At 34.1% G+C, this 22,600-nt stretch carries 13 protein-coding genes and 1 tRNA gene; 9 read left to right on the top strand and 5 right to left on the bottom strand.

The window, feature by feature from the left end; translation table 11 throughout:
• Positions 1–3: 3 nt before the first annotated feature.
• Positions 4–2,730, bottom strand: coding sequence for a TonB-dependent receptor (locus K4L44_01485; protein ID QZE14571.1), 2,727 nt, complete (start codon positions 2,728–2,730; stop codon positions 4–6).
• Between the two features lie 349 nt (positions 2,731–3,079).
• On the opposite strand from K4L44_01485, the gene K4L44_01480 reads away from it, so the two are divergent.
• From K4L44_01480 to K4L44_01465, 4 genes are all read left to right on the top strand, one after another.
• Positions 3,080–4,300: a dicarboxylate/amino acid:cation symporter gene (locus K4L44_01480; protein QZE14570.1), complete on the top strand. Its 1,221-nt coding sequence runs from the start codon at positions 3,080–3,082 to the stop codon at positions 4,298–4,300.
• Positions 4,301–4,455: 155 nt separating this feature from the next.
• A complete protein-coding gene (locus K4L44_01475; protein ID QZE14569.1) occupies positions 4,456–4,974 on the top strand; it encodes a MarR family transcriptional regulator in 519 nt (172 codons plus the stop codon).
• A 755-nt stretch (positions 4,975–5,729) separates the two neighbouring features.
• Positions 5,730–6,863: a hypothetical protein gene (locus K4L44_01470; protein QZE14568.1), complete on the top strand. Its 1,134-nt coding sequence runs from the start codon at positions 5,730–5,732 to the stop codon at positions 6,861–6,863.
• Between the two features lie 12 nt (positions 6,864–6,875).
• Positions 6,876–8,576: a BCCT family transporter gene (locus K4L44_01465; protein ID QZE14567.1), complete on the top strand. Its 1,701-nt coding sequence runs from the start codon at positions 6,876–6,878 to the stop codon at positions 8,574–8,576.
• Between the two features lie 356 nt (positions 8,577–8,932).
• Here the strand turns inward: K4L44_01465 and K4L44_01460 are convergent.
• From K4L44_01460 to K4L44_01450, 3 genes are all read right to left on the bottom strand, one after another.
• Positions 8,933–9,015, bottom strand: a tRNA-Leu gene (locus tag K4L44_01460).
• A gap of 74 nt (positions 9,016–9,089) precedes the next feature.
• On the bottom strand, positions 9,090–9,428 hold the full coding sequence (locus K4L44_01455) for a hypothetical protein (GenBank protein QZE14566.1): 339 nt from the start codon (positions 9,426–9,428) through the stop codon (positions 9,090–9,092).
• Positions 9,429–9,468: 40 nt separating this feature from the next.
• Positions 9,469–10,080 carry a hypothetical protein gene (locus K4L44_01450; protein QZE14565.1) on the bottom strand — a complete coding sequence of 204 codons (612 nt, stop codon included), beginning with the start codon at positions 10,078–10,080 and terminating at the stop codon, positions 9,469–9,471.
• A gap of 190 nt (positions 10,081–10,270) precedes the next feature.
• On the opposite strand from K4L44_01450, the gene K4L44_01445 reads away from it, so the two are divergent.
• Together K4L44_01445 and K4L44_01440 are read left to right on the top strand one after the other, a co-directional pair.
• Positions 10,271–11,239: an AraC family transcriptional regulator gene (locus K4L44_01445; protein ID QZE14564.1), complete on the top strand. Its 969-nt coding sequence runs from the start codon at positions 10,271–10,273 to the stop codon at positions 11,237–11,239.
• A gap of 3 nt (positions 11,240–11,242) precedes the next feature.
• Positions 11,243–13,204: a hypothetical protein gene (locus K4L44_01440; GenBank protein QZE14563.1), complete on the top strand. Its 1,962-nt coding sequence runs from the start codon at positions 11,243–11,245 to the stop codon at positions 13,202–13,204.
• 26 nt (positions 13,205–13,230) lie between these two features.
• On the opposite strand, the gene K4L44_01435 is transcribed toward K4L44_01440, so the two are convergent.
• Positions 13,231–15,369: a S9 family peptidase gene (locus tag K4L44_01435; GenBank protein QZE14562.1), complete on the bottom strand. Its 2,139-nt coding sequence runs from the start codon at positions 15,367–15,369 to the stop codon at positions 13,231–13,233.
• A gap of 512 nt (positions 15,370–15,881) precedes the next feature.
• On the opposite strand from K4L44_01435, the gene ccsA reads away from it, so the two are divergent.
• The 3 genes from ccsA (at position 15,882) to K4L44_01420 (ending at position 22,573) form a co-directional block, all read left to right on the top strand.
• Positions 15,882–18,887 carry a cytochrome c biogenesis protein CcsA gene (gene ccsA, locus K4L44_01430; GenBank protein ID QZE14561.1) on the top strand — a complete coding sequence of 1,002 codons (3,006 nt, stop codon included), beginning with the start codon at positions 15,882–15,884 and terminating at the stop codon, positions 18,885–18,887.
• A 116-nt stretch (positions 18,888–19,003) separates the two neighbouring features.
• Entirely contained in the window at positions 19,004–20,779 is a 1,776-nt protein-coding gene (locus K4L44_01425; protein QZE14560.1) for a long-chain fatty acid--CoA ligase, read from the top strand.
• A gap of 36 nt (positions 20,780–20,815) precedes the next feature.
• Positions 20,816–22,573, top strand: coding sequence for a long-chain fatty acid--CoA ligase (locus tag K4L44_01420; GenBank protein ID QZE14559.1), 1,758 nt, complete (start codon positions 20,816–20,818; stop codon positions 22,571–22,573).
• The last annotated feature ends 27 nt before the right edge of the window (positions 22,574–22,600 follow it).

Here is a 22,600-nt window from a genome sequence, read left to right as displayed (position 1 = left end):
TAACTAAAATTTAAATTTCAATCCTAAAGAGAAGTTTATCCCTAAAGGGTAACTATTGGTTGTTTCGTACCCTACTTTTTTATTCTCGCTATTTAGGAGATCTTGTTGGTATTCGATATTTGGATTTAAAATATTCTTTGCCATGAACTCCATTGAGAATTGTTTACTTAATTTCAATTGAGCTAGAAAATCTAAAGTATTGACAGGCATCTGATAGATATCTCCTGCGCCATTAACTCCGACAGAGTGTATCCTCTTTCCTTGTACACTGTAGATTGCATTTAGACGCAATACATTTTTTTCGTTAAAGTGAATTGGGTAAGATAAATCGGCATTAATAAGATAAGGAGACGCTCCCTGTAGTGCCCTATTATCCTGAGTGTATGTACCACCTTCTGGTAGATATACTTGGGTATATATATAGGATGCATTCACCCCTATTGTAAAATCACTTACCTTCTTTTTAATCTCAAATTCGGCACCAGCAGCAATCGCTTTGTCTGCATTTTGAAAGGTCTCTCCCACCCCAGCAGAGTAAAACTGTGTTCTTTCAATCGGAGTGTTCAGGTATTTTCCATAAACGGTCCATGAGATCAATTCTCCTCTATTTGGGAAATATTCCCATTTCATATCTAGATTGTAGTTGTAACCATTTTGGATATTTTCGTTTCCACGAACTGTAGTTCCGCCATAAGATTCACGATATTGAAAAGGAGCCATTTCGATAAAATCAGGTCTTGTAACAGTTCGACTTAACCCAAGTCTCCAATTTATATTCTCTTTAGGAGAGTATTTAAGATTTAATGAAGGGAAAAGATCAACCCCTTTGATCTCACTCTTCTCTGGAATTCCTGCGTCGGTAAAATAATTCACATATTGTCTACTCGACTCGGCGCGTACTCCAATATCAAAGAGAAAGTCTTCCGTAAGTTGATACATAAAGTTCAAATAACTTGCTCCTACAAACATACCTGCATCGTATGCATCTCTTGGCAATGTTCCATTTTGTAAGTATATATCCCCATTTGCAAAAGCTTCATCATTGATAATGGAACTGGATTGATAAGGATCAACAGGCACTTCATCTACTTCTTTTAGGTTATAATAGTATTTGTAAGAGGTGAAATCTCTAGATTTATTCACTGCATCAACCCCAAACTTCAACTCCCCACTCTTCTCGTCTTCGTCATTTTTTAGCTGATAGCTCATTTCAACAGAACCACTAATATCATGTTCATCCATATCCCCAAAGTAGCGCATTGTCTCTTGCTGGTTTAATGAGAAAAGGGTATATGTACCATCTTCTTGAACTTGATATACATTGTTTTTTCTATCAGGCTCACTACTTTTAGCAATAGAGTAACTGCTCTTCCAATCAATAGAAAATTGATCGCTCAACTGATGATTTCCCATCAGTTGTTGGTTTAATAACTGATGTACGCGAAAAAGAGAGGTGTTTGATAGGACATCGTTATTTTCAGAATCGTATCCTACATCCTGTCTAAGCTGATCTTGAGTACGATGAATCATTAACACGTTATAGAAAATCTTGTTGTTGTTATTAAACGCGTAATTAATACTCCCCAGACCCGATAAATTCGTTCGATAAATATATTGATCGTAATTAAAATCACTATATGGATTCCCCGAATTGTCAAGATTTACGGATCTTCCTGATTGTGCAGAGAAATCGTTTCCATATTTTAAAGAAAATAGAACTCCTAGTTTCTTCTCATTTCTAAATTCCCATGTTTTTCCTCCCGAGATCCCCAATGAGAGTGATGGCATTGCCTTATAGGAATCAACATCAAAACTAGTGTTGAATGGGTCATAGTTATAAGTAGGATACCTACTACTATTGGCTTTCACTTCTGATGGTAATTCTCTGTTTTTCATGCCAAAACCACTCCAACGACCTCCACCTGTATCCCCTAAGTAAATATTACTCATAGTTACATTGGTATTTCCACCAACTGATAATGACAAATTAAGAAATGGCTTCGCAATGAAATCTTTCGTATTAATATCAATGTTTCCACCAGAAAAATCAGCATACTCACTAGATTGAAACACCTTTTGTACTCCAATATTCTTCACAATGCTAGTTGGAAATAGATCCAAAGGAACCATTTTGGTATCAGGATTAGGGGATGCAATAGGTAGACCATTTAAGGTGGTCGCATTGTATCGATCGCCAAGACCTCTAACGGTAATATTTCCTGCAGATACTTTGGATACTCCAGTAACCTTAGAAACCCCATCCATTACATTAGAAACGGCTTTTCTAGCCAACTCTTTAGAACCCACACTCTGCTGAGCAACAGAAGATTTTTTCTGATCGACTAGTAACATCTGTTCTGATTCTCTATCGACTCTTGCGACAACTTTTACTTCTGCCAATTCATCCCCATTAACTTCTAGGGTCTTATCAATGACAACCACGCCATTATTATCCACGTCTATCGGTTGTCTTACCACCTTATAACCTATAGAGCTAAACACTAAATCATAGGTTCCAGGAGCAAGAGGTAAGTTAAAATTACCATTCACATCAGAAACTGCTCCTATCGATGTTCCTTCTATATAAATATTTACAAAAGCCAAACCAACCTTTTGTTGGTTTACTATCTCATACACTACTCCTTTTACAATTCCTTTCTTAGTATCTGCAATAGATTGAGATATCTGCATCAACACCAAGAATGCAATCATCATTAATTTTCTTTTCATTACTCTTGTTTTCTGTTTTCATTACAAGAATAGAGGACTAGTATTACAGAAAAAATAAAGAAATATTACAAAGATATTTCCATAAACATAAAACACTACATTACAAATAGTTGCAACACAAATAAAAGAATACATAAATATGACTATTAACTGTTAGATAACAGAAGTAAATAAATGTTATTTGAATATTAATAGAAAATGATTAATGTTACTACCAAGTAAACAATTGAAGGGAATAAAAAGTAAATAAATGTTATTTGAATATTAATAGAAAATGATTAATGTTACTACCAAGTAAACAATTGAAGGGAATAAAAAGAAAATAACCCGAACGTATAAAATTTTATCTATGAATTTAAAAGTCAAGAAAATCATAACCAATTTGGGATTCCAAATCCTTCTTGCAATGGTTGTGGGTATTGGTGTGGGAGCAGCTATAGGCAAAAGTGCAAGTGTATTTGCTCCATTAGGAACTGTTTTTATTCAATTAATAAAAATGTTGGTTGTCCCACTAGTAACAGTTTCCATTATTTCGGGTGCATCGTCTTTAGGAGCAACTAAAAAAGCGGGAAAAGTTGGGTTATCAACCATTTTTTATTTTTTGCTTACCACCGCTGTATCTGTAACACTAGGACTGATTCTTGGTGAAGTATTTAAACCGGGGGTTGGTTTGGATACAGATCTTGTGAAATCAATGTTCCCTGCGAAAGACTATACTGCTGCAGCACAAACACCAGGTTTTTGGGATGTACTATTAGGAATGATTCCTCAAAATCCTATCGAGTCTTTGGTTCGTGGAAATATTCTTCAAATAATATTTTTTGGTCTATTTTTGGGAATTGCAATTTCAACACTTCCATCTCAGAAAAAAGACCCAGTAGTGAACGGACTAAATTACATTACAGAAGCATTAATATGGATGATCAAAATTGTAATGTATACTGCTCCAATTGGTGTGTTTGGATTGATGGCAAACGCAACGGGTACATTTGGATTTGATATGTTGGAAATGGTATTAAAACTAGTGATGGTGAATCTAGTTGGGGTACTCCTATTGCTTTTTATCTTATATCCATTGACACTAAAGCTATTCTCTAAGATCTCTATCAAACAGTTCTTTACAAAAATGACTAAGCCCCAGATTGTAGCATTCTCTACAGCATCGTCTATGGCAACGCTTCCAGTTAATATGGAGGTTTGTGAAGAAGAACTTGGAGTCTCTAAACAGACATCTAGTTTTGTGCTCCCATTAGGTGCAACCATTAATATGACAGGGAATGCCCTCTACTATGCTCTGGTTGCAGTGTTTTTTGCACAAATGTTCGGACATACATTAGATACATCCCAATATGTAGCGATTATTCTTACTGCAACAGTTGGATCAATAGGACAAGCAGGTGTTCCTGGACCAACACTTCTAGTGGTTGCTGTATTAGCAGCGGCCAATATTCCATTAGAAGGACTTCCTCTACTTTATGCATTGGATAGAGTCTTTGATATGGTTAGAACCTCTGTAAATATTACTGGTGATGCAGCATGTGCGGTAATTGTCGATAAATTCAATCGATAATTATATAAGTGTACTAAAACATTAGAGCAAACTATCATCCAATATATTAGAACCACTTTTCACATAATCATTTAAACAAAAATCAATTTTATTTGATCAAAAAGGTATCTTTGCATTGGAAGAAAAGAATAAAAGAACATATCTAGAATAACCATATGAATTACAAGAGTGTTATTATTTTAATTCGAAGAATTGTACGTTCTATCAACCTCGAATCAAAAAAGATCGAGAAAGATCACGGCGTAAGTATTCCCCAAATACTATGTCTTGAGTTTTTGAAAGATAGCCCTAATTATCAAGCCTCTCAAAAGAGTATTAGAGATCACCTTAAGCTTAACTCAAGTACTGTCACGGGGATTATATCAAGATTAGAGAAAAGAGGCATGCTTGCTAAATTGCCAAAAACGGGAGATAAAAGGGTGACTATGCTGACATTAACTTCTATTGGATATGACCTATTAGAAAAGACCCCAGATCTTTTGCAACATCGATTGGCAAAGAAACTGAAAAATCTGTCCGAGTCAGATCTTGCAAAGATAGATGACGCCTTAACCACTTTGGTTGAAATGCTCGAAATTGAAGATGTCAGTAGTGCAGCTCTTTTAACAGGAGGTGAAATCATTAACGAACCGACTTCGAATTCGGAAGATAACAACTTAGGTACTTCAATGTAAAATAATCACAAAGTGCATCGTAAAAGATGCACTTTTTTTTTCTAAAATTCTAGTGACAATCTTCCATCCTTGTAAATTACCCCACAACAATATTTTACATTTTTGTGACTCACTTAGAATGCTCTAGTTACAATCAAAAATATTCACATAAAATACATACAACTAACCTTTTAGATCTAGTTATTCTTATAATCAATAAAATTTAACGAAAAAGAAAAGATGAATATCAACGAGCTTTGGCAAGCCAAACATATACTAAATAACAAAGCTGTTAAACCAATAGAATGAACCCCCGTTAAAAGAGGGAACAATAAATTCGATAGAAACTAAATAAGAAAAGACTGTAGTTATGACTATATTTTTAAAAGACCAATTTTCCATAATTAGAGATGTATTGTTCAGTTATCTTGATAAAAATAGTAGTAACAACATGATATAACATAGAAGAATCTATTAATACTGCGATAATTAGGCAACCAACCATATGAATCACAAATGGACTAAAAGATAAAATATCGCATAGAAACTATTTTTATTTGATATTTATTCAAAAAAACAAAACCGCTACTACCACTATTAATAATCAACTAGTTACACACATACAATTTATATGACTTTTGCCTAAATACGAAATAATATTTTGATTTGCAATACATCATTTGTAGTTTTGTCGTATAGAACACAATATTGTTAATTGCTAGAAAGTGGCCACTCAAGTAATTCGCTTGTTCAAAAACCAAAACTATCATCATATTATGTTTTCAACTTTTAACAAAGTATTTAAAATATCACTATTTATATTTCTAATCACCTTAATTCCAACCCATACCAAAGCATCACTTAAAGATTCCATCTCCTTAGGAGGGGCTTTACGATTCAATTATCGTTATAAAGCATGGGATCAGACTTTCAAGGATAAAAAAGGAGACTTCGTCTTTGATATGTTTGCCATCAAAGCAAATGCGACCTACAACAAGTTCTTTTTAAAAGCAGAATATCGTTTTTACCCATCCAACTTTGGGGGAAGCTTCTTGAAAGAAGGATATGTTGGATATAGAATCAATTCTGAACAACAAATAGTGATAGGTACGACCCAAGTCCCATTCGGAATCACCCCATACACCTCCCACAGTTATTTCTTCAACATGCAATATTATGCTGGTTTTGAAGATGATTACGATAATGGAATAAAATGGACTTATAACAATCAAAACTTTATTCTCGACCTAGCATACTTTAAAAATGCCGAGGGAAACAGCAACTCTACCAAAAGATACTCTTACGATCCAGTAGGTAACTATGAAGAGATTGGTCAGTGGAATGCGAAGATTGAAAAACCATTGGGTAATATATCCATAGGTGCATCTGGGCAATTCGGAAAAATTCGAAATGCAACAACAACAGATATCACCAACAGTTGGGCAACAGAGGCACATTTTAACGGAAACTTCTTATCGAACAAACAGTTGAATGTTAGACTAGAAGCAATGTACTATAACTATGAAGATATAGAAGACCATCAATTGACCATGGGAGCTTACAACTCAAGCTATGATGTTGCTAGCGAAGCGTCAATTTACTCAGTAGCCGTTGCTTATACAATCCCAGTAAAAGCAGAATATCTAGATTATATTCAAGTCTATAATGACTATAGCTATATGAAGAAATCCTTCGAAGGCTTCAATGATTCACAGATGAACGTAACAGGAATGATGTTGGCCGCAGGACCAATATATACATATATTGATTATGCTATTGGTAAAAACCAAGATTGGTTTGGACCATGGGGGGAATATGGCCCAGATAATAGCTCAAATGGTATGGCACAAGGTGATGTTAATCCGGATTGGCATGCTTGGTTTAATATCAACATCGGATACTATTTTTAATTAAAACGTTTTATGGATAAAAAACAAACAGAGACAAATAAGAAAAAAGACTTTAGTATTATTTTAGATTTCCCAGGGAATAAAAACAAGAAATCAAAAAAGAAATATGTAAGATCTGATAAGAAGAGTTTCTTTGGAATTAAAGCCAATGGAAACGTATTTGTTGGATCACTAATTATCATTCTATCTCTTCTATTAACTACAATTATTGTTGGAAAGCCTATTAGTGAATGGTTTGCAGACACTCAAAAGTGGATGAGTAACAACTTTGGTTGGTTCTTTATCACGGCAATCAATTTCTTCCTTATCTTTGCGATCATCCTTGGAGGAGGAAAGTTCGGGAAACTGAAGATTGGTGGACAAAATGCAAATACAGACTTTAGTACCTCGGCTTGGTTTGCAATGCTATTCAGTGCAGGGATGGGAATTGGTCTACTTTTCTATAGTGTAGCTGAACCAATTATGCATTTTGGAGGAACACCATTTTATAATGGAGCCGATAAAATTGAGGCGGCAAAAACAGCAATGGGAGTCACATTCCTTCACTGGGGACTACATGCATGGGCTGTATATGCTATCGTTGGATTGTCATTAGCATATTTCACTTTTAATAAAAAACTTCCTCTAACCATCAGATCGATCTTTTACCCAATACTAGGCGAAAGAATCTATGGACGATGGGGAGATCTTATTGATATCATCTCTGTTACTGCAACCATGTTTGGTTTGGCAACCTCTTTGGGAGTAGGTGTTCAACAAGCAAATGCTGGTTTATCATATGTTTTCGGTGTAGAATTTTCTAATAATTGGCAAATTGGATTAATTGTATTTATCACCTTCCTAGCGACGATGTCATTAGTATTAGGACTTGATAAAGGAATTCGTCGACTTAGCGAATGGAACATTCGATTGGCAACAGCACTATTAATATTTGTTTTGCTTGTAGGGCCAACGCTTTTTATCCTAAAATCTTTTGGACAAAATATTGGATATTATCTATCGAACCTTCTTACTCTAAGTACATTTACGGAGAGCTATAAAGGAATTAGTGAGGCATCTCATTGGCAAAGTGGATGGACCATTACATATTGGGCATGGTGGATCTCATGGTCTCCATTTGTAGGTATCTTTATTGCAAGAATCTCTAGAGGTAGAACAATTAGAGAATTCGTATTAGGAGTACTTCTTGTTCCTACACTTGTAACATTCCTTTGGATGACCGTACTTGGAGGTAGTGCACTACATCAAGAACTATTAGGAAATCATGGTATTTCAGAAGCAGTAAATGAGAATGTTGCTACTGCAATCTATCATTTACTTGAAAATTTCCCATTTACGAATATAGCATCAGTTCTTACCATTCTTTTGGTTGGTAGTTTCTTTGTTACCTCTTCGGATAGCGGATCTATGGTAGTAGATATGCTTACTTCAGGAGGAAAATTAGACTCACCTGTAGGACAGAAAGTATTTTGGGCTTCCACAGAAGGTATTGTAACGATCGTTCTTCTTGTTGGTGGAGGTCTGACTGCTCTACAAACGGCGACACTATTAACGGCACTCCCTTTTGCTGTTGTAATTATTATCATGTGTTACAACCTTTATAAAGTGTTGAATCATGACTACAACAAAATTGAAAGTCTTAAAAAGAGAGAAAGAAACCGCAAACTTGCTGCTAAAATTGCCAACGATGTGGAAGAGAGACTAGAGGATTAAAAGAAAATATTTTTATAACAAAAATAAACAGCCATCGACTTAAATAGTCATGGCTGTTTTTTTTTTATAAGATAAAATATATTGTATCAGAGTTTCTCGATAGGAAAATAATACTCAGCAAGAAGAATTAAACATAACAGACTTCATTTACTTCAATATTTAAGAGTAGAACCATATAAGGTTTTCTCTATAACCAAATATTTATAAACATATTGTGAATCACCCATTTGAATAAGGAAAAACTACAAATATGGGATATTGTATCTCGTGAAAAATATATAAGTGAAGAAAGAGACTTAATGAGATTATAGAGAAAGAAAAAAAAGGCTTCTATTAATTAAATAGAAACCTTACAGTACCCAAGGCGGGACTTGAACCCGCACGTCCGTAGGACACACGGCCCTCAACCGTGCCTGTCTACCAATTTCAGCACTTGGGCATAATAAGTGAATAAGACCTCTCACTTAGAAGGTACAAACATACAAAAAAAATCAATTAAAAAAAATCATAACACTAATTATACTCCGACTCAACAGTCACCTTTTGGACTTTCTGGTCTGAATTAAAATGGATATTATAATGATCAATTCTTGTAGTGGAAGGGATACTGATTTGAGTGGCATGAAAATTACCTCCTGTAATTGGTTGACTCTTTAAACGCTTAAATTTATTATAAACATAAACCCAGTTATTCTGCTTATCAAGATATTTAGCATCTGGTTTGCCATACATTATAACAACCTCAGAGATACTCATTCCTTTCACGTCACTTTTCATCTTTGAAAGTGGTGAGCATCCAAGAATAAGAATCACTAACAAGAAAGATAATTTGACATATAATTTTTTCATCATATCACTCCGATTTTAAATAAACGAAATTACTAAACTATTGCTAACCTCCAAATAAAATACCAAAACCAACTCCTAAAGAAAGATATGTAAAATTAAACTTATAATCATCTACTAAATAGACCTTTTTGTAAGAGTAAATCCCAAAGACTTCAACGAATAAACCTAAATAGCGTTTGGGGAAATATGCTACAAATGCATTCGACCCAATCGAAAATGAAGGTTTACGCTTAAAGTTAAAAGTGTCTAAAGAGCCACCTATCTCAATGTCACGGTCATTAAAATTAAAAACTAATCCCGCTCCAGAAGAAATAGAAACATTAAATTTATGATTATCTACTAACTTATACTTATAAGAACACATCAAAACAAAAACATCGTAGTTTGTAGACTTAATCTCCGAACCAATATATCCTTTGGTAGTCCATTCTAATTTATTTTTTTGAAAAAGGAGATCAAAAACAAAAGAAGACCTTTCATTAAAAAAATATGAAGTACCACCTTTCAGATATTGACCATTATTCAAACTATTTATCTCACAATCAGCTCCTACACTTGTATGGATTGGGATCGTAACACCACTTGATAAAGACATTCTTTGCCCATACCCATATAAAGTAGAAAATAGCAGTATAAAAAGGACATATTTAATCATAACAACCTAATTTAACATTATAACATACTATAGATGTTTAATGTTCTCATAGGTTTTAAGTTACATTTTAGCAATTAACAAATGTTAATAACACAAATCTATCACCTTTTTTATGTTATATTCGTATAGTAATTGTATATAAGTACCATAATTATATTAAAATTCAAGAAGGAATTAGAGCACGAGAGATATGGGGAAGATAATTTTTTACAATGAATTAGATATAAGCCAAGAAGTGGCTAGAATGGAGACAAAGCCTATAAATCTTAGAAATGGAAAGATTGAGTCTGAATCTCCTTATGGAAAAATAGAGACAACAAGGTTTAATATAACAGAAGGTTTTACACTGTATTCTTACAAAGCTACTGTTAAATATCCTTGTATCTATAGATCAAATGTATCAGAGCTGAGAAATATTCATATCATATTATCTGATAATAATAAAGATGGTAAAGTTATATCTCCCAATGACGTTCATATTAACACTCTTGGTTTCATTCTTTTCTATAACCAACACAGTTTCTTAGAGTTTAAGATTCCACAAGACACAGAACTAAGATGGAGTGAGATCGTAATAGACGAACCATTGCAACTAAGACGTAATCTAAGAAAAGGATCTTACCTTGATGGTTTTTTCTATTCGAAAGACCCGATGGTGATGTCTTTAGATATGGATGAGGCATTAGGCTCAATATATCAAGAACACAAACATACTATCGAAAAAGCTGAAGATCAACTAATACTATTAAAAGCAAAGAGTCTTCTCCTATTAAATGAAACATTATTATCTTTGGAGAGGCAGAAATGCGATATGGGTAAATATAGTCAGTATGATATTCAAAAAATATTTACTGTAAAAACGATGCTTCTAAAAGATCTTGCGAATCCTCCTAGTCTCGAATTCTTGGCTGAAAATTCTGGGATGAGTGTCAGCAAACTAAATAGATTGTTTAAAGTTGTATTTGGAAAACCGCCATATTCGTTCTATTCTGACTATCGAATGGAAGAGGCCTATAGATTGTTAAGAATGGGCACAAATACAGTTTCAGAGATTGGATATAAGTTAGGATATTCGAATCTTTCGAAATTTTCTGCTGCTTTTAAGAAACATCATAACCTACTTCCACGTAACATAAAGAGTATGAAATTGACTAAATAACGAATGACACTTTTCAAAAAAACGATTGCATCTAGTAAAATACATATTATTGCACTGATATGCTTTATCCTAGCCTTATCAAATGCATTTGCTATGCCTGATAACAAGAATAAAAAGCAAGGAAAAGCAACCAAGCAACTATTAACAAAACTCAAAGAGAAAAGTGAAGGTATTATAAAGCAGGATTCCATTAAACAAGCTAAAATAGATTCTATTTGGGCACGCAGAGATCATAAAGCAATATGTTTTTATGACTCTGTTAAATCTAAATCGGACAAATATTTTATCACTAGACATTTAACGAACCTTTTTATTGTAGATAAAGATACTCTTGATAAGAAGAAAAAGTTGAATGTGAATAGTGCTGAATACTATCTAAAATTTAAGGATCGACAAATACGCAATATCCAGATTATATACAAGGATATTTTCGCTATAAATAAAGACAAGGATGGAACACCAAGCAAAGTTCTTGATTTTATCAATGATGCACATGTCAATACAAAAGAGAGCACTGTAAGAAGAAATATTTTCTTTAAGGAAGGGGAGCCGTTAAATCCCATATTAATGGCCAATAGTGAAGAACATTTAAGGGAACTACCATACATTAATAGAGTAAATATTCTATGTGTAGAAAATAAAGATGAGCCTGAAACCGTTGACGTTATATTGTATATCCAAGACAACTTCTCGTATGGTGCAATGGTTAATATCTCATCTTCTGTAGAAGGTTCTGCAAAAGTATACAATCAAAATCTTTTTGGGTTAGGACATAAGTTCAGTCTCAAGTATATCTACAATACCCAAAAGAAACAAAAGTCTGGATATGACATAGAATACAATGCTCGTAATTTATTTAGCAGCTTTATCGATTTAGGGGTTAACTATGCCAATTCATACGAAATGGACATGTATGATATTCAATTATACAAACCTTTTGTTTCCTCCAAAGAGCAGATTGCAACTGAATTTCGATATAAAAGAATCCTAAAAAGCAACGAAATTAAAATTATACAAGGAGACACGCTTCAGGTTCATCAACAGAATGAATATATAGATTCTTGGATTGCAAAATCTATTAATCTTAAGACAACTTTGATGAAAAGTCACCAACTAATTCTTGGAGCAAGATTTTCTTCCTTAGAACAGTTTCAAAATCCAAGTGATGATCTAAATTATAATATGTTGTATCCTACAAAACAACAACTTCTTTTAAGTTTGGCATTTTCGAAAAGGAAAAGTTATCGTGCAAATCTAATATATGGATATGGGATAACAGAAGATATTCCTATTGGTCGATATTTTGAGTTTGTTGCGGGATACGACAACCCTTACAATGACAAGAGGCTCTATGCACACACCTTTTTCTCTCAGAGCTTCAAGATGAAAGACAAATCATATCTCTATTTTGATGCATTCGTGGGTGGGTTTTGGAACAATGAAAGCATTGAACAAGCTGAGATTGGGATGGATATTAACTATTTTTCAAAGCTATATACCATTAGCAGGTATCGATTCAGACAGTTCATTAATTTTAATTACACAAAAGGATTTAATCGTTTACCTTATGAGTTTGTCTCCTTAAACAATAGTGAAAACATAAGAGATATGAACTCACAAGAAGTATATGGAAAAGAGAAGGTCTCCATTCAATTAGAGACTGTTCATTATCACAAAAGAGCTATATTAGGATTTAGATTTGCGTCCTACATATTTTGTGATTTTGGAGCAATTGAAAACGAAAGTCCAGCAGCAAGATATAAATACGACATGTATACAGAAGTGGGCTTAGGAGTAAGAATGCGTAATGAGTCACTGGTATTCAACACAATTGAACTTAGACTGGGATACTTCCCTGTAGCTCCAAACGACATGAATAACTTTATATACAAAGCACTCTCAACTAAGACAGCTACCTTTAAAGACTTTAGAGGACGAAAACCTGAAGTGCTTCCACTCAAATAAAAAGCACTTCAGATATTTTCTTAAATCTAAAGATTTTTCAAGAAATAGTCTGAAACTTTTCTCATCAAATGGATACGATCATAGCCTCTTACATTATGAGGAGCAGTTGGATAGACAAAATAGTCTATCTGTCTGCTTTGTTTGATCGACTCTCTCAACATCTTGTAACTATGTTGCATTACCACAGTTGAATCCATTGCACCATGAATTAAAAGAAGGTCCCCTTTAAGATCTTTTAGGTGGTTCACCATATTACACTCTTTATACCCTTCAGGGTTTTCTTGTGGTCGATCCATATAACGTTCTCCATACATTATTTCATAAAGAGACCAATCGACAACACCACCACCAGAAACACCAACTTTGAATACCTCAGGATGTCTAAACATTAGATTCATTGTCATAAAACCACCAAAGCTCCATCCATGAACTCCGATTCTAGAGTCATCCACGTAAGAAAGACTTTTTAGGTACTCAATACCTTTCATTTGATCCTCCGTTTCATGGATACCTAAATTTCGATGAATAACCTGCTCAAACTCTTTTCCTCTATTAGAAGAACCTCTATTATCCAATGTAAAAGCGATATACCCCTGTTGAGCCATATAAAACTGCCACCATCTAGCAGAATAGTGCCAACGGTCTTGAACTAGTTGCGCATGAGGACCACCATATACATATACAATAACTGGATACTTTTTATTAGGGTCAAAGTTCAACGGTTTGATCATACGACAATAAAGATCCGTATTTCCATCTCCAGACTTAATAGTAAAGACAGACTCTTCACCAATTTCTTTCTTAGCAAGAGTATCTTCCGCTTTCAAAAGAACTTTAGTACGCTTGCGTGTAGAAACAGAAAGAATCTCAACTTTTCTAGGAATATCGTGACGCTCATAAACATCAATAAATTGAGAGTAATTCGTATTAAACAGTGCATTATGCCACCCCATAGGAATATCATCAAGCTTATCCACTTTCAATGATTTCATATTAACTCGATAAATATTACGAGCCATTGGACTCTCCTTGGTTGCTTGGAAAAAAGCATATTTCTCATTCCTATCAACACCATAAAAAGCAGTAACTTCCCATTCTCCAGAAGTTAATTGTGTCAACTGCTTTCCGTTCTTATCATACATATAAAGGTGGAAGTACCCATCTTTACGAGTCCAACGAATAAACTTATTACTACTCTTTGGCATAAAGTACAATGGATGAAGTGGCTCAATATAACGATCATCTGATTCACTAATAATCGTATTTAACTTCTCACCAGTGGTCACATCATACCTATTCCAATTCAATTTGTTTTGTCCTCTATTCACTTCCGCAATATAGATATATTTAGCATCTGGACTCCAAGTAATATTGGTAAGGTAATGCTCAGGGTCACCACCCGTTTTAAGGTAAATGGTTTTACCTGAGGTTATATCATATACACCAACAGTTACGTGATGACTCTTGCGTCCAGCCATTGGATACTTAATGTCGACTCTTTTTTGAGGTTCACTCATCATATCTACTAAAGTATAATCAGCAACCATCGATTCATCTTTCTTATAGAAAGCTAACTTCATCGAGTTAGGTGCCCAAAAAAGACCTTTCTCGATACCAAATTCATTTCTATGCACAGTCTTACCACAAACGATTCCTTTCTTTTCGAATGAAGTAACCTGTTTTTTCCCTTCTTTTGTCAACACCCATACGTTATTTCCTAAACTACAGGCAATTTTCTGATGATCTTTTGAAAGAAAATTATCATCCATTCCTTTTGGTAGATTAATGGTATAGTCTAACTTATTATCATTTACAAAATAATAAGTACCATGATAACTAAATTTAAATGTATCATTATCTATCCATTGAATAGAAGGAACTTGCTTTATCTTAGACAAATCATTATCTAATGATTTAAAAAAATCTAAAGTAAACTTCTGCTTCACTTTTAAAGAACGAGAGTCTTTCACAACTTGAGCTCCAGACTCTTTTACTGAATAAAGACGATCAGAGCCTTTTACCCATTGGATATTAGACAGATAAGATGGATACAAATTTGTATACCGACCAACAATACACTCATCTAGAGTTAAAGTGTCTTTTTGTGCCATCACAGGCATCGAATAGATAATCATAGACACAAAAAATAGTCTTAAAAATTTCATATAACTAGGTAATTTAATATTTATCGTATACAACAAATATAATCCAATTATTTTACTTGAATCATAGAATAAAATAGTTAAACCAAATCTTCTAAAATATTGCACCTAAAAGTATTAGATAAGCAAACATAACACAACGTTAACACATATTAACAATATATTACATGCATGTAACACATAAATTGATTTAATTTGTGTTGTCAAATCTAAAGCATCAATAATCATGAGTAAATTTTTTTATTTTATAGGGATTGTTATTACCTATCTAGCAAACATGATCTATGCATTAGTCAGCTAATCAGTTGAACGTTGTATTAAAACATGTTTTTTTTAGTGAGATATAATTAACTCTAATAAACAGAGTAGTACTCATTAATATTTTAAAATTAGCATAGCCGCCCCCTACATGCTAATTTTTTTATTCTTGAACTTTATTTAGAATACTATATAACTACATTATTCTTATTGCTTCGTATATTTAAACCCGAATATTATTTAAGGATTGTAGCAAAATGAATAAAGTAAAAAAGATATTTGGATCGACCACATTTACAGGTTTCTTATTTATACTTATTGCCATATCATTAGGAATGGCAACCATTGTAGAAACAGTTTATGATACTTCAACTGCTAAGATATGGATTTACAACTCCACATGGCTAGAAATCGTTTATCTTTTATTTACCATTAACCTCACAATAAATATTTTTAAGTTTAAATTATTTAGGAAAGAGAAACTACCATTACTTCTGTTTCACCTTTCATTCATTCTCATCATTTTGGGAGGAGGAGTCACCCGATATTTTAGCCACGAAGGCCTATTACATTTGAGAGAAGGCGAAACAACCAATCGTTACTTGTCATCAAATAAGATTATCTCCATTCAAACCACCGACAATCATAAAAAGAAAGAAGTCTTATTTTCAGCCTATGCTGGGACGAGCTATACCCTTCATTTGGATGGATATAAAGTAAAATTTTCGAACTACAATCCAAAAGTAATAAAAGAGCTAAAGAGCTCACCGAATGGCACACCAACCATTCAGATTATGGTGATCCAAAATTTCCATTCACAGAATGTAATATTGCAGGAGGGAGAGAAGATATATTTCGGCAATCAATCTATTGGATTCTCTTCTCAAAAAGATAGTGATATCTCGATTATTTCAAAGAATAACAAACTTCTCATTACATCTTCATCACCTATTACACAGATGACCATGTCAAGGATGGCCGCTTCTCAGGTCAGTGAACCAAAGAAGACTATGGACTTTAAAACTCGTCATGCTTACCAAACAAATGGAGTACAAATCATTTTGATGAAGTCGCTACAGTCCGCAAAGTTAGTAGCAAAAACGTCATCTAAAGGAGAGTATGAATCAGTGACAGCCACCATAGAAAAGGGGCATATAGAGAGAGAAGTTACTATATTTAATCAGACAGGTTTGCCTTTGACAGAAAAAACTTTAAATATTGCAGGAAACACAATCTCACTATCCTTTGGACAACAAGAACTTACCTTACCCTTTCACCTACACCTAAAGAAATTTATCTTAGAACGTTATAATAACTCCAATAGTCCATCATCGTACCGAAGTATAGTGGATGTGTTAAACACTCAACAACAAAAAGAGAAAAGCGTCGAAATAAGTATGAATAACACACTACACCAAGGTAGATACAGGTTTTATCAGACATCCTATGATCAGGATGAAAAAGGGACAATTTTGACCGTAAATAATGATTACTGGGGTACAATAGTTACCTATTTAGGATACTTCCTCATGATATTAGGAATGACAGGAGCTCTTTTTGCGCCTAAGACTAGGTTCCAAAAATTAATCAAAAGATCGGTTACCCCAACCCTGTTTCTATTATTATCGCTTCTTTCGCCAAACCAAGCACAAGCAAAGACATCCCAAAAGGATGTCATAAAGGAGTTTGGTAAAGTGTGGGTACAGAGTCATGATGGACGAGTTAAACCGATGAGTACCATTGCCAATGACTTCTTACGCAAGTCAATGTGGAAGACATCCTACAAGGGAAATAGTGCAGAGGAGGTTATGTGGGGAATTCTAACAAACCCTCAAAAATGGAGTGGAGAACCGATCATTAAAATTACACCATATATTGCAGGACTAATCCATGTAGATTCAAAATATGCTAGCTACCAAGACTTCTTTAATCCTGCAACACGAAAATACATACTCCTTGAGGAGATCAATCAAGCATATCAAAAGGCTCCCAATTTAAGACATCAAAAAGACAAAGATTTGATGAAAGTAGACGAAAAGGTCAATATCTTTAATCTAATTCAAAATCAATCTATTCTTAAAACTTTCCCATACAAGAAGGAGAAGCAATCCACTTGGATATCACCAAGTGATATAGCAAATGTATCCAATAGTTCCCCTGAAGAGCTTTTTATCAAGAAATCATGGGATTTGATATTTGATGAATATCATTCAAAGCATTATGAAAAAGCCATTCACTATTTAGAAGCAATCGATAAATATCAGAAGAAGAATGCAGTAGACTTGCCATCTGAAAGAAAAAACAAACTTGAAAGAGTGTATATCCATTCCAATATATTCCTATATACTTTTATTCTTTATCTTATTATTGGGTTTGTTGCATTATTCACTTGTTTCATCTCTATTCTTCGAAATAAAGAGTATAGCAAAAGGTTTAATATCACATTAGACATTATACTCGTTATTCCTTTTCTATTGCACACAATAGGAATGGTTCTTCGTGGAATTGTCTCGGGGCATATGCCATGGAGTAATGGATATGAATCGATGCTTTATGTTGCCTGGTCAATGATGTTTGCTGGTTTCATCTTTGCCAGAAAAAACCCTATTATCTTATCTGGAGCAGCATTTCTTTCAGGGATCACACTTTTTATTGCACATCTAAGTTGGATGAACCCAGAAATCACATTTCTTGTCCCTGTTTTAAAGTCACATTGGCTTACATTTCATGTCGCAATTATTACTGCTTCATATGGATTTATAGGAATATCGATGTTCATTGGACTAACAAACATGATCTTATGGATATTTACAAACAAGAAAAATAGGACTAGAATAGAACAAACTATCTCTCAGCTATCGGACATTAATGAAGCGAGCATGATTCTTGGACTCTATCTACTTACCATTGGAACTTTTCTAGGTGGTATATGGGCTAATGAAGCATGGGGAAGATATTGGGGATGGGATCCCAAAGAGACATGGTCCCTAGTTACAATACTAGTATATTCCTTTATCACGCATATGCGTATCATCCCTGCATTTAGAGGAAACTTCGCTTTTAATGCAGCATCCATATTTGGCTTCTACGCTATCATCATGACCTATCTTGGGGTAAACTATTATCTATCTGGATTACACTCTTATGGATCAGGGGAGGCAGGAAACACCAGTATATATTGTTTTATCTCAATCCTTGTATTAACCGTTATTACACTTTTTGCTAGATGGAGGTTTAGAATATATTTTCTAAACAAAGAATGAATCTAAATTATTCAAGAAAACAGTTTTGTATATTTGTTTCAAAATTTGAAACATATAACATGCTAGATTACCATCTTACTCCCTGCTAAGATGGTAAACTTCTATTTTCTTTTATTATGCAAAAAGTAACACGCACATTTGACATTCTTGACAGGCTCAAAAATGAGTTCCCTGAAAAAGCAATGTTAACAGGAAAAAATGGCAAAAATTGGTATAGTTACACTACAACAGAATACATCAACAAAGTAAACTATTTAAGTGCTTCTCTTTTAAAGATCGGAATTAACAAACAGGATAAAGTTGTTACTATATGCAACAACCGACCTGAGTGGAACATTCTAGACATGGCTTTAGCACAAGTAGGTGCTGTTCATGTGCCCTTATATCCAAACCTAAGTTCTGAAGAGTACCAGTTTTTATTATCTCATTCTGACTGTAGAATGGTTATATTTGGAAATCAACCTCTTTACAATAGAGCAAAAGAAGCGATTCCAAACACGACTCAAGAGATTGAATTCATCTATTCCATAGATCCAATAGAGGGAATTGATAATTTACAAATACTAATCGATAGAGGTCAAGAAATTTATCCTTCCCTCAAGAATCGTATAGAAGAGATCAAAGAGAGTATTTCTGAGGACGATATGTTCACCATTATCTATACCTCAGGAACCACTGGAACCTCAAAGGGAGTAATGGTACCACATAGAGCCATGGTAACCAATGCAATAGAAAGTTCAACATGTCAACCCCTAAATCATAATCACAAAACAATCTCTTTTCTTCCTTTAAATCACGTATATGAGCGTATGCTTAATTACCACATGCAGTATAAAGGGTTGGAGATATGTTATGCTCGAAATATTGGAACTGTAACAACCGATCTACAAGAACTACATGCTGATATATTCAGTACTGTTCCTCGCTTTCTGGAGAAAGTGTATGATGCAGTGATGTCTAAAAGAAAAAATCTTACTGGAGCTAAAGCAAAGATTTTTGATTGGGCCATTAAGGTTGGAGAAGAGTTTGAGTATGATAAACTGAATAATCCGATCTATAAACTGAAATTAAATATTGCAAGAAAATTAGTATTCTCAAAATGGGCAGCTGCATTAGGAGGAAATATTAAAGTTGTCATCTCTGGTGGGGCTGCATTACAACCTCGTTTGGCAAGAATATTCTCAGCTGTTGGGATCAGTGTTCAAGAGGGATATGGTTTATCTGAAACAGGTCCTGTAATTGCAGTAAACAAATTTGAGATAGAGAATCGAATGATTGGTACAGTAGGGCCAGTTCTAGATGGAGTATCATGCAAGATTGCTGAGGATGGAGAGATCCTTTGTAAAGGACCAAACCTAATGCTAGGATACTACAAAGATCCTCAATATACAGATGAAGTAGTCGACAAAGATGGATGGTTTCACACAGGTGATATTGGAGTCCTTGTGGACAATAAGTTCTTGAAAATTACAGATCGAAAGAAGTCTATCTTTAAGCTCTCTTCTGGAAAGTACATAGCACCTCAAGTAATTGAAAATAGACTGAAAGAGTCTCCATATATCGAACAATTAATGATCGTTGGAGAACAAGAAAAATTTGTTGCAGCAGTAGTATCCCCTAATTTAGATCAATTAGCAGATTGGGCAAAAAATAATCATATTCAATTTGAGGAAAAAGAAGCACTTGTTCTTCATCCTGATGTGATTAAAATGATAAATAAGGAGATCTCTTCTTTCAATAAAAGAATGAGTCCCCACGAACATATCAAAAAAAGTTTTATTACTGCAGATCAATGGAGTAGTGAAACAAATGAACTTTCTGCTACTTTAAAACTTAAAAGAGATATTATCGCAGAGAAATACAAGATTGTGATTGCAAAGATGTTTGGATAAAAGCAATTTGCAACAGACAAAAATATTATGGAGAAAATGGGTAAGGTAACAAGAGTATTTGACTTAGTAGATAGATATAACACAATATATCAGTCAAAGGAAAATGCAATATGCATTAAAGACAATGGAACATGGAATTGTCGATCATCTAAAGACTATTACAACCTCTCTCATCTTTTGGCTTTCCATCTTTATAACAGAGGAATAAGAAAAGGAGACAAAATAGGTATCGTTTCTACAAATAGACCTGAATGGTGTATCTTAGATATGGCATTAGGAATGTTAGGGGCGATAAATGTATCAGTCTACACCACATTAGCTGAAGAGGAGTACAAATATATCTTTGATCATGCTGAGATTAAAATGCTCTTTGTTTCTGACCCCCAAATATACAGAAGGGTAAAAAATATTATACCTGAGATGGTAAAAGAGAGTCTTTATAGTTTCTTACCTATTCTAGATATTCCATTATGGACGGACTTTTTTAATGACCAAGAAGCGCCTACAGAAGAACAATTAAGAGTAGTTCAAGGACTGAAAAACGAAGTATTGCCTGATGATATAGCGACCATCATATATACCTCTGGAACTACAGGAAAACCTAAAGGAGTCATGCTATCCCACAAGAACTTAGTTTCCAATTTCGTTCAACATAGCAAAAACCACTCTTTAGGAGAAAATACAAAAGTCATCTCTTTTCTTCCTCTATGTCATATCTATGAAAGAAGTGTTCTGTACCACTTTCAATACAAAGGAATGGCAATATACCTAGTAGATAATATTGCAAAAATAAGCACGATGATAAAAGAGGTAAGACCTCACATGTTCAACACAGTACCTCGTGTTCTTGAACGTATCTTTGACGGTATTATAAAAAAAGGAAATCAGTTAGGATCCATTCAAAAAGCAATATTTAATTGGGCCGTTTCATTAGGAATGAAATTTGATTTTCACGAGAAGAAAAGTATATATTATCGACTCTCTTTAGCCATTGCTGACAAACTCGTTTTCAAAAAATGGAGAGATGCTCTCGGGGGTAACATACAGATTATTATCTCGGGGGGAGCTGCACTACAACCAAGAATTACACGAGTATTTGGGGCTGCTAAAATACTTGCACTAGAAGGATATGGCCTATCGGAAACCTCTCCTGTTATTGCTGTAAGTAATGCTGTGACCAACGAATATATGGCAGGAACCAATGGACCGATTCTTCCTGGAGTAGAATTTATGTTTGGAAAAGATGGAGAGATCTTGTGTAAAGGACCTTCATTAATGAAAGGATACTATAAAGCACCAGAGCTAACACGAGAGGTTATCGATGAGGATGGTTGGTTTCATACAGGAGATATTGGAACTCTCATTCAAGGAAAATACCTCAAAATAACTGATCGTAAAAAAGAGATCTTCAAATTGTCTGGTGGAAAATATATTGCACCACAAGCAATTGAGAATATAATGAAAGAAAGTCTCTTGATTAATGAACTGATGGTTGTTGGGGACAGAGAAAAATTTGCTAGTGCAATCATCATTCCCAATATGGAAGAGATTGCTTCAATATTAAATATCTCTAACGAAAAAGAGATAGACTTACCTCAAGCACAAAAGATTGTTCAAAAAGAGGTAAATAGGCTGAATAAACGTTTAAGTGAACATGAAAACCTTAAACGTATAAAAATAGTCTCGGATGTGTGGAGCCCTGAAACAGGAGAGCTTTCTTCAACACTTAAGTTAAAAAGAGGATATATTTCGAAAAAGTATAAACAAGTAATTGAAGATATTTTCAAAAATTGATAATTTTATCTCTCTGAACAATTTTGT

The organism is Prolixibacteraceae bacterium (assembly GCA_019720755.1).
Lineage (GTDB): Bacteria > Bacteroidota > Bacteroidia > Bacteroidales > Prolixibacteraceae > Halosquirtibacter > Halosquirtibacter laminarini.
This window is presented reverse-complemented; position numbering and strand designations above follow the sequence as displayed.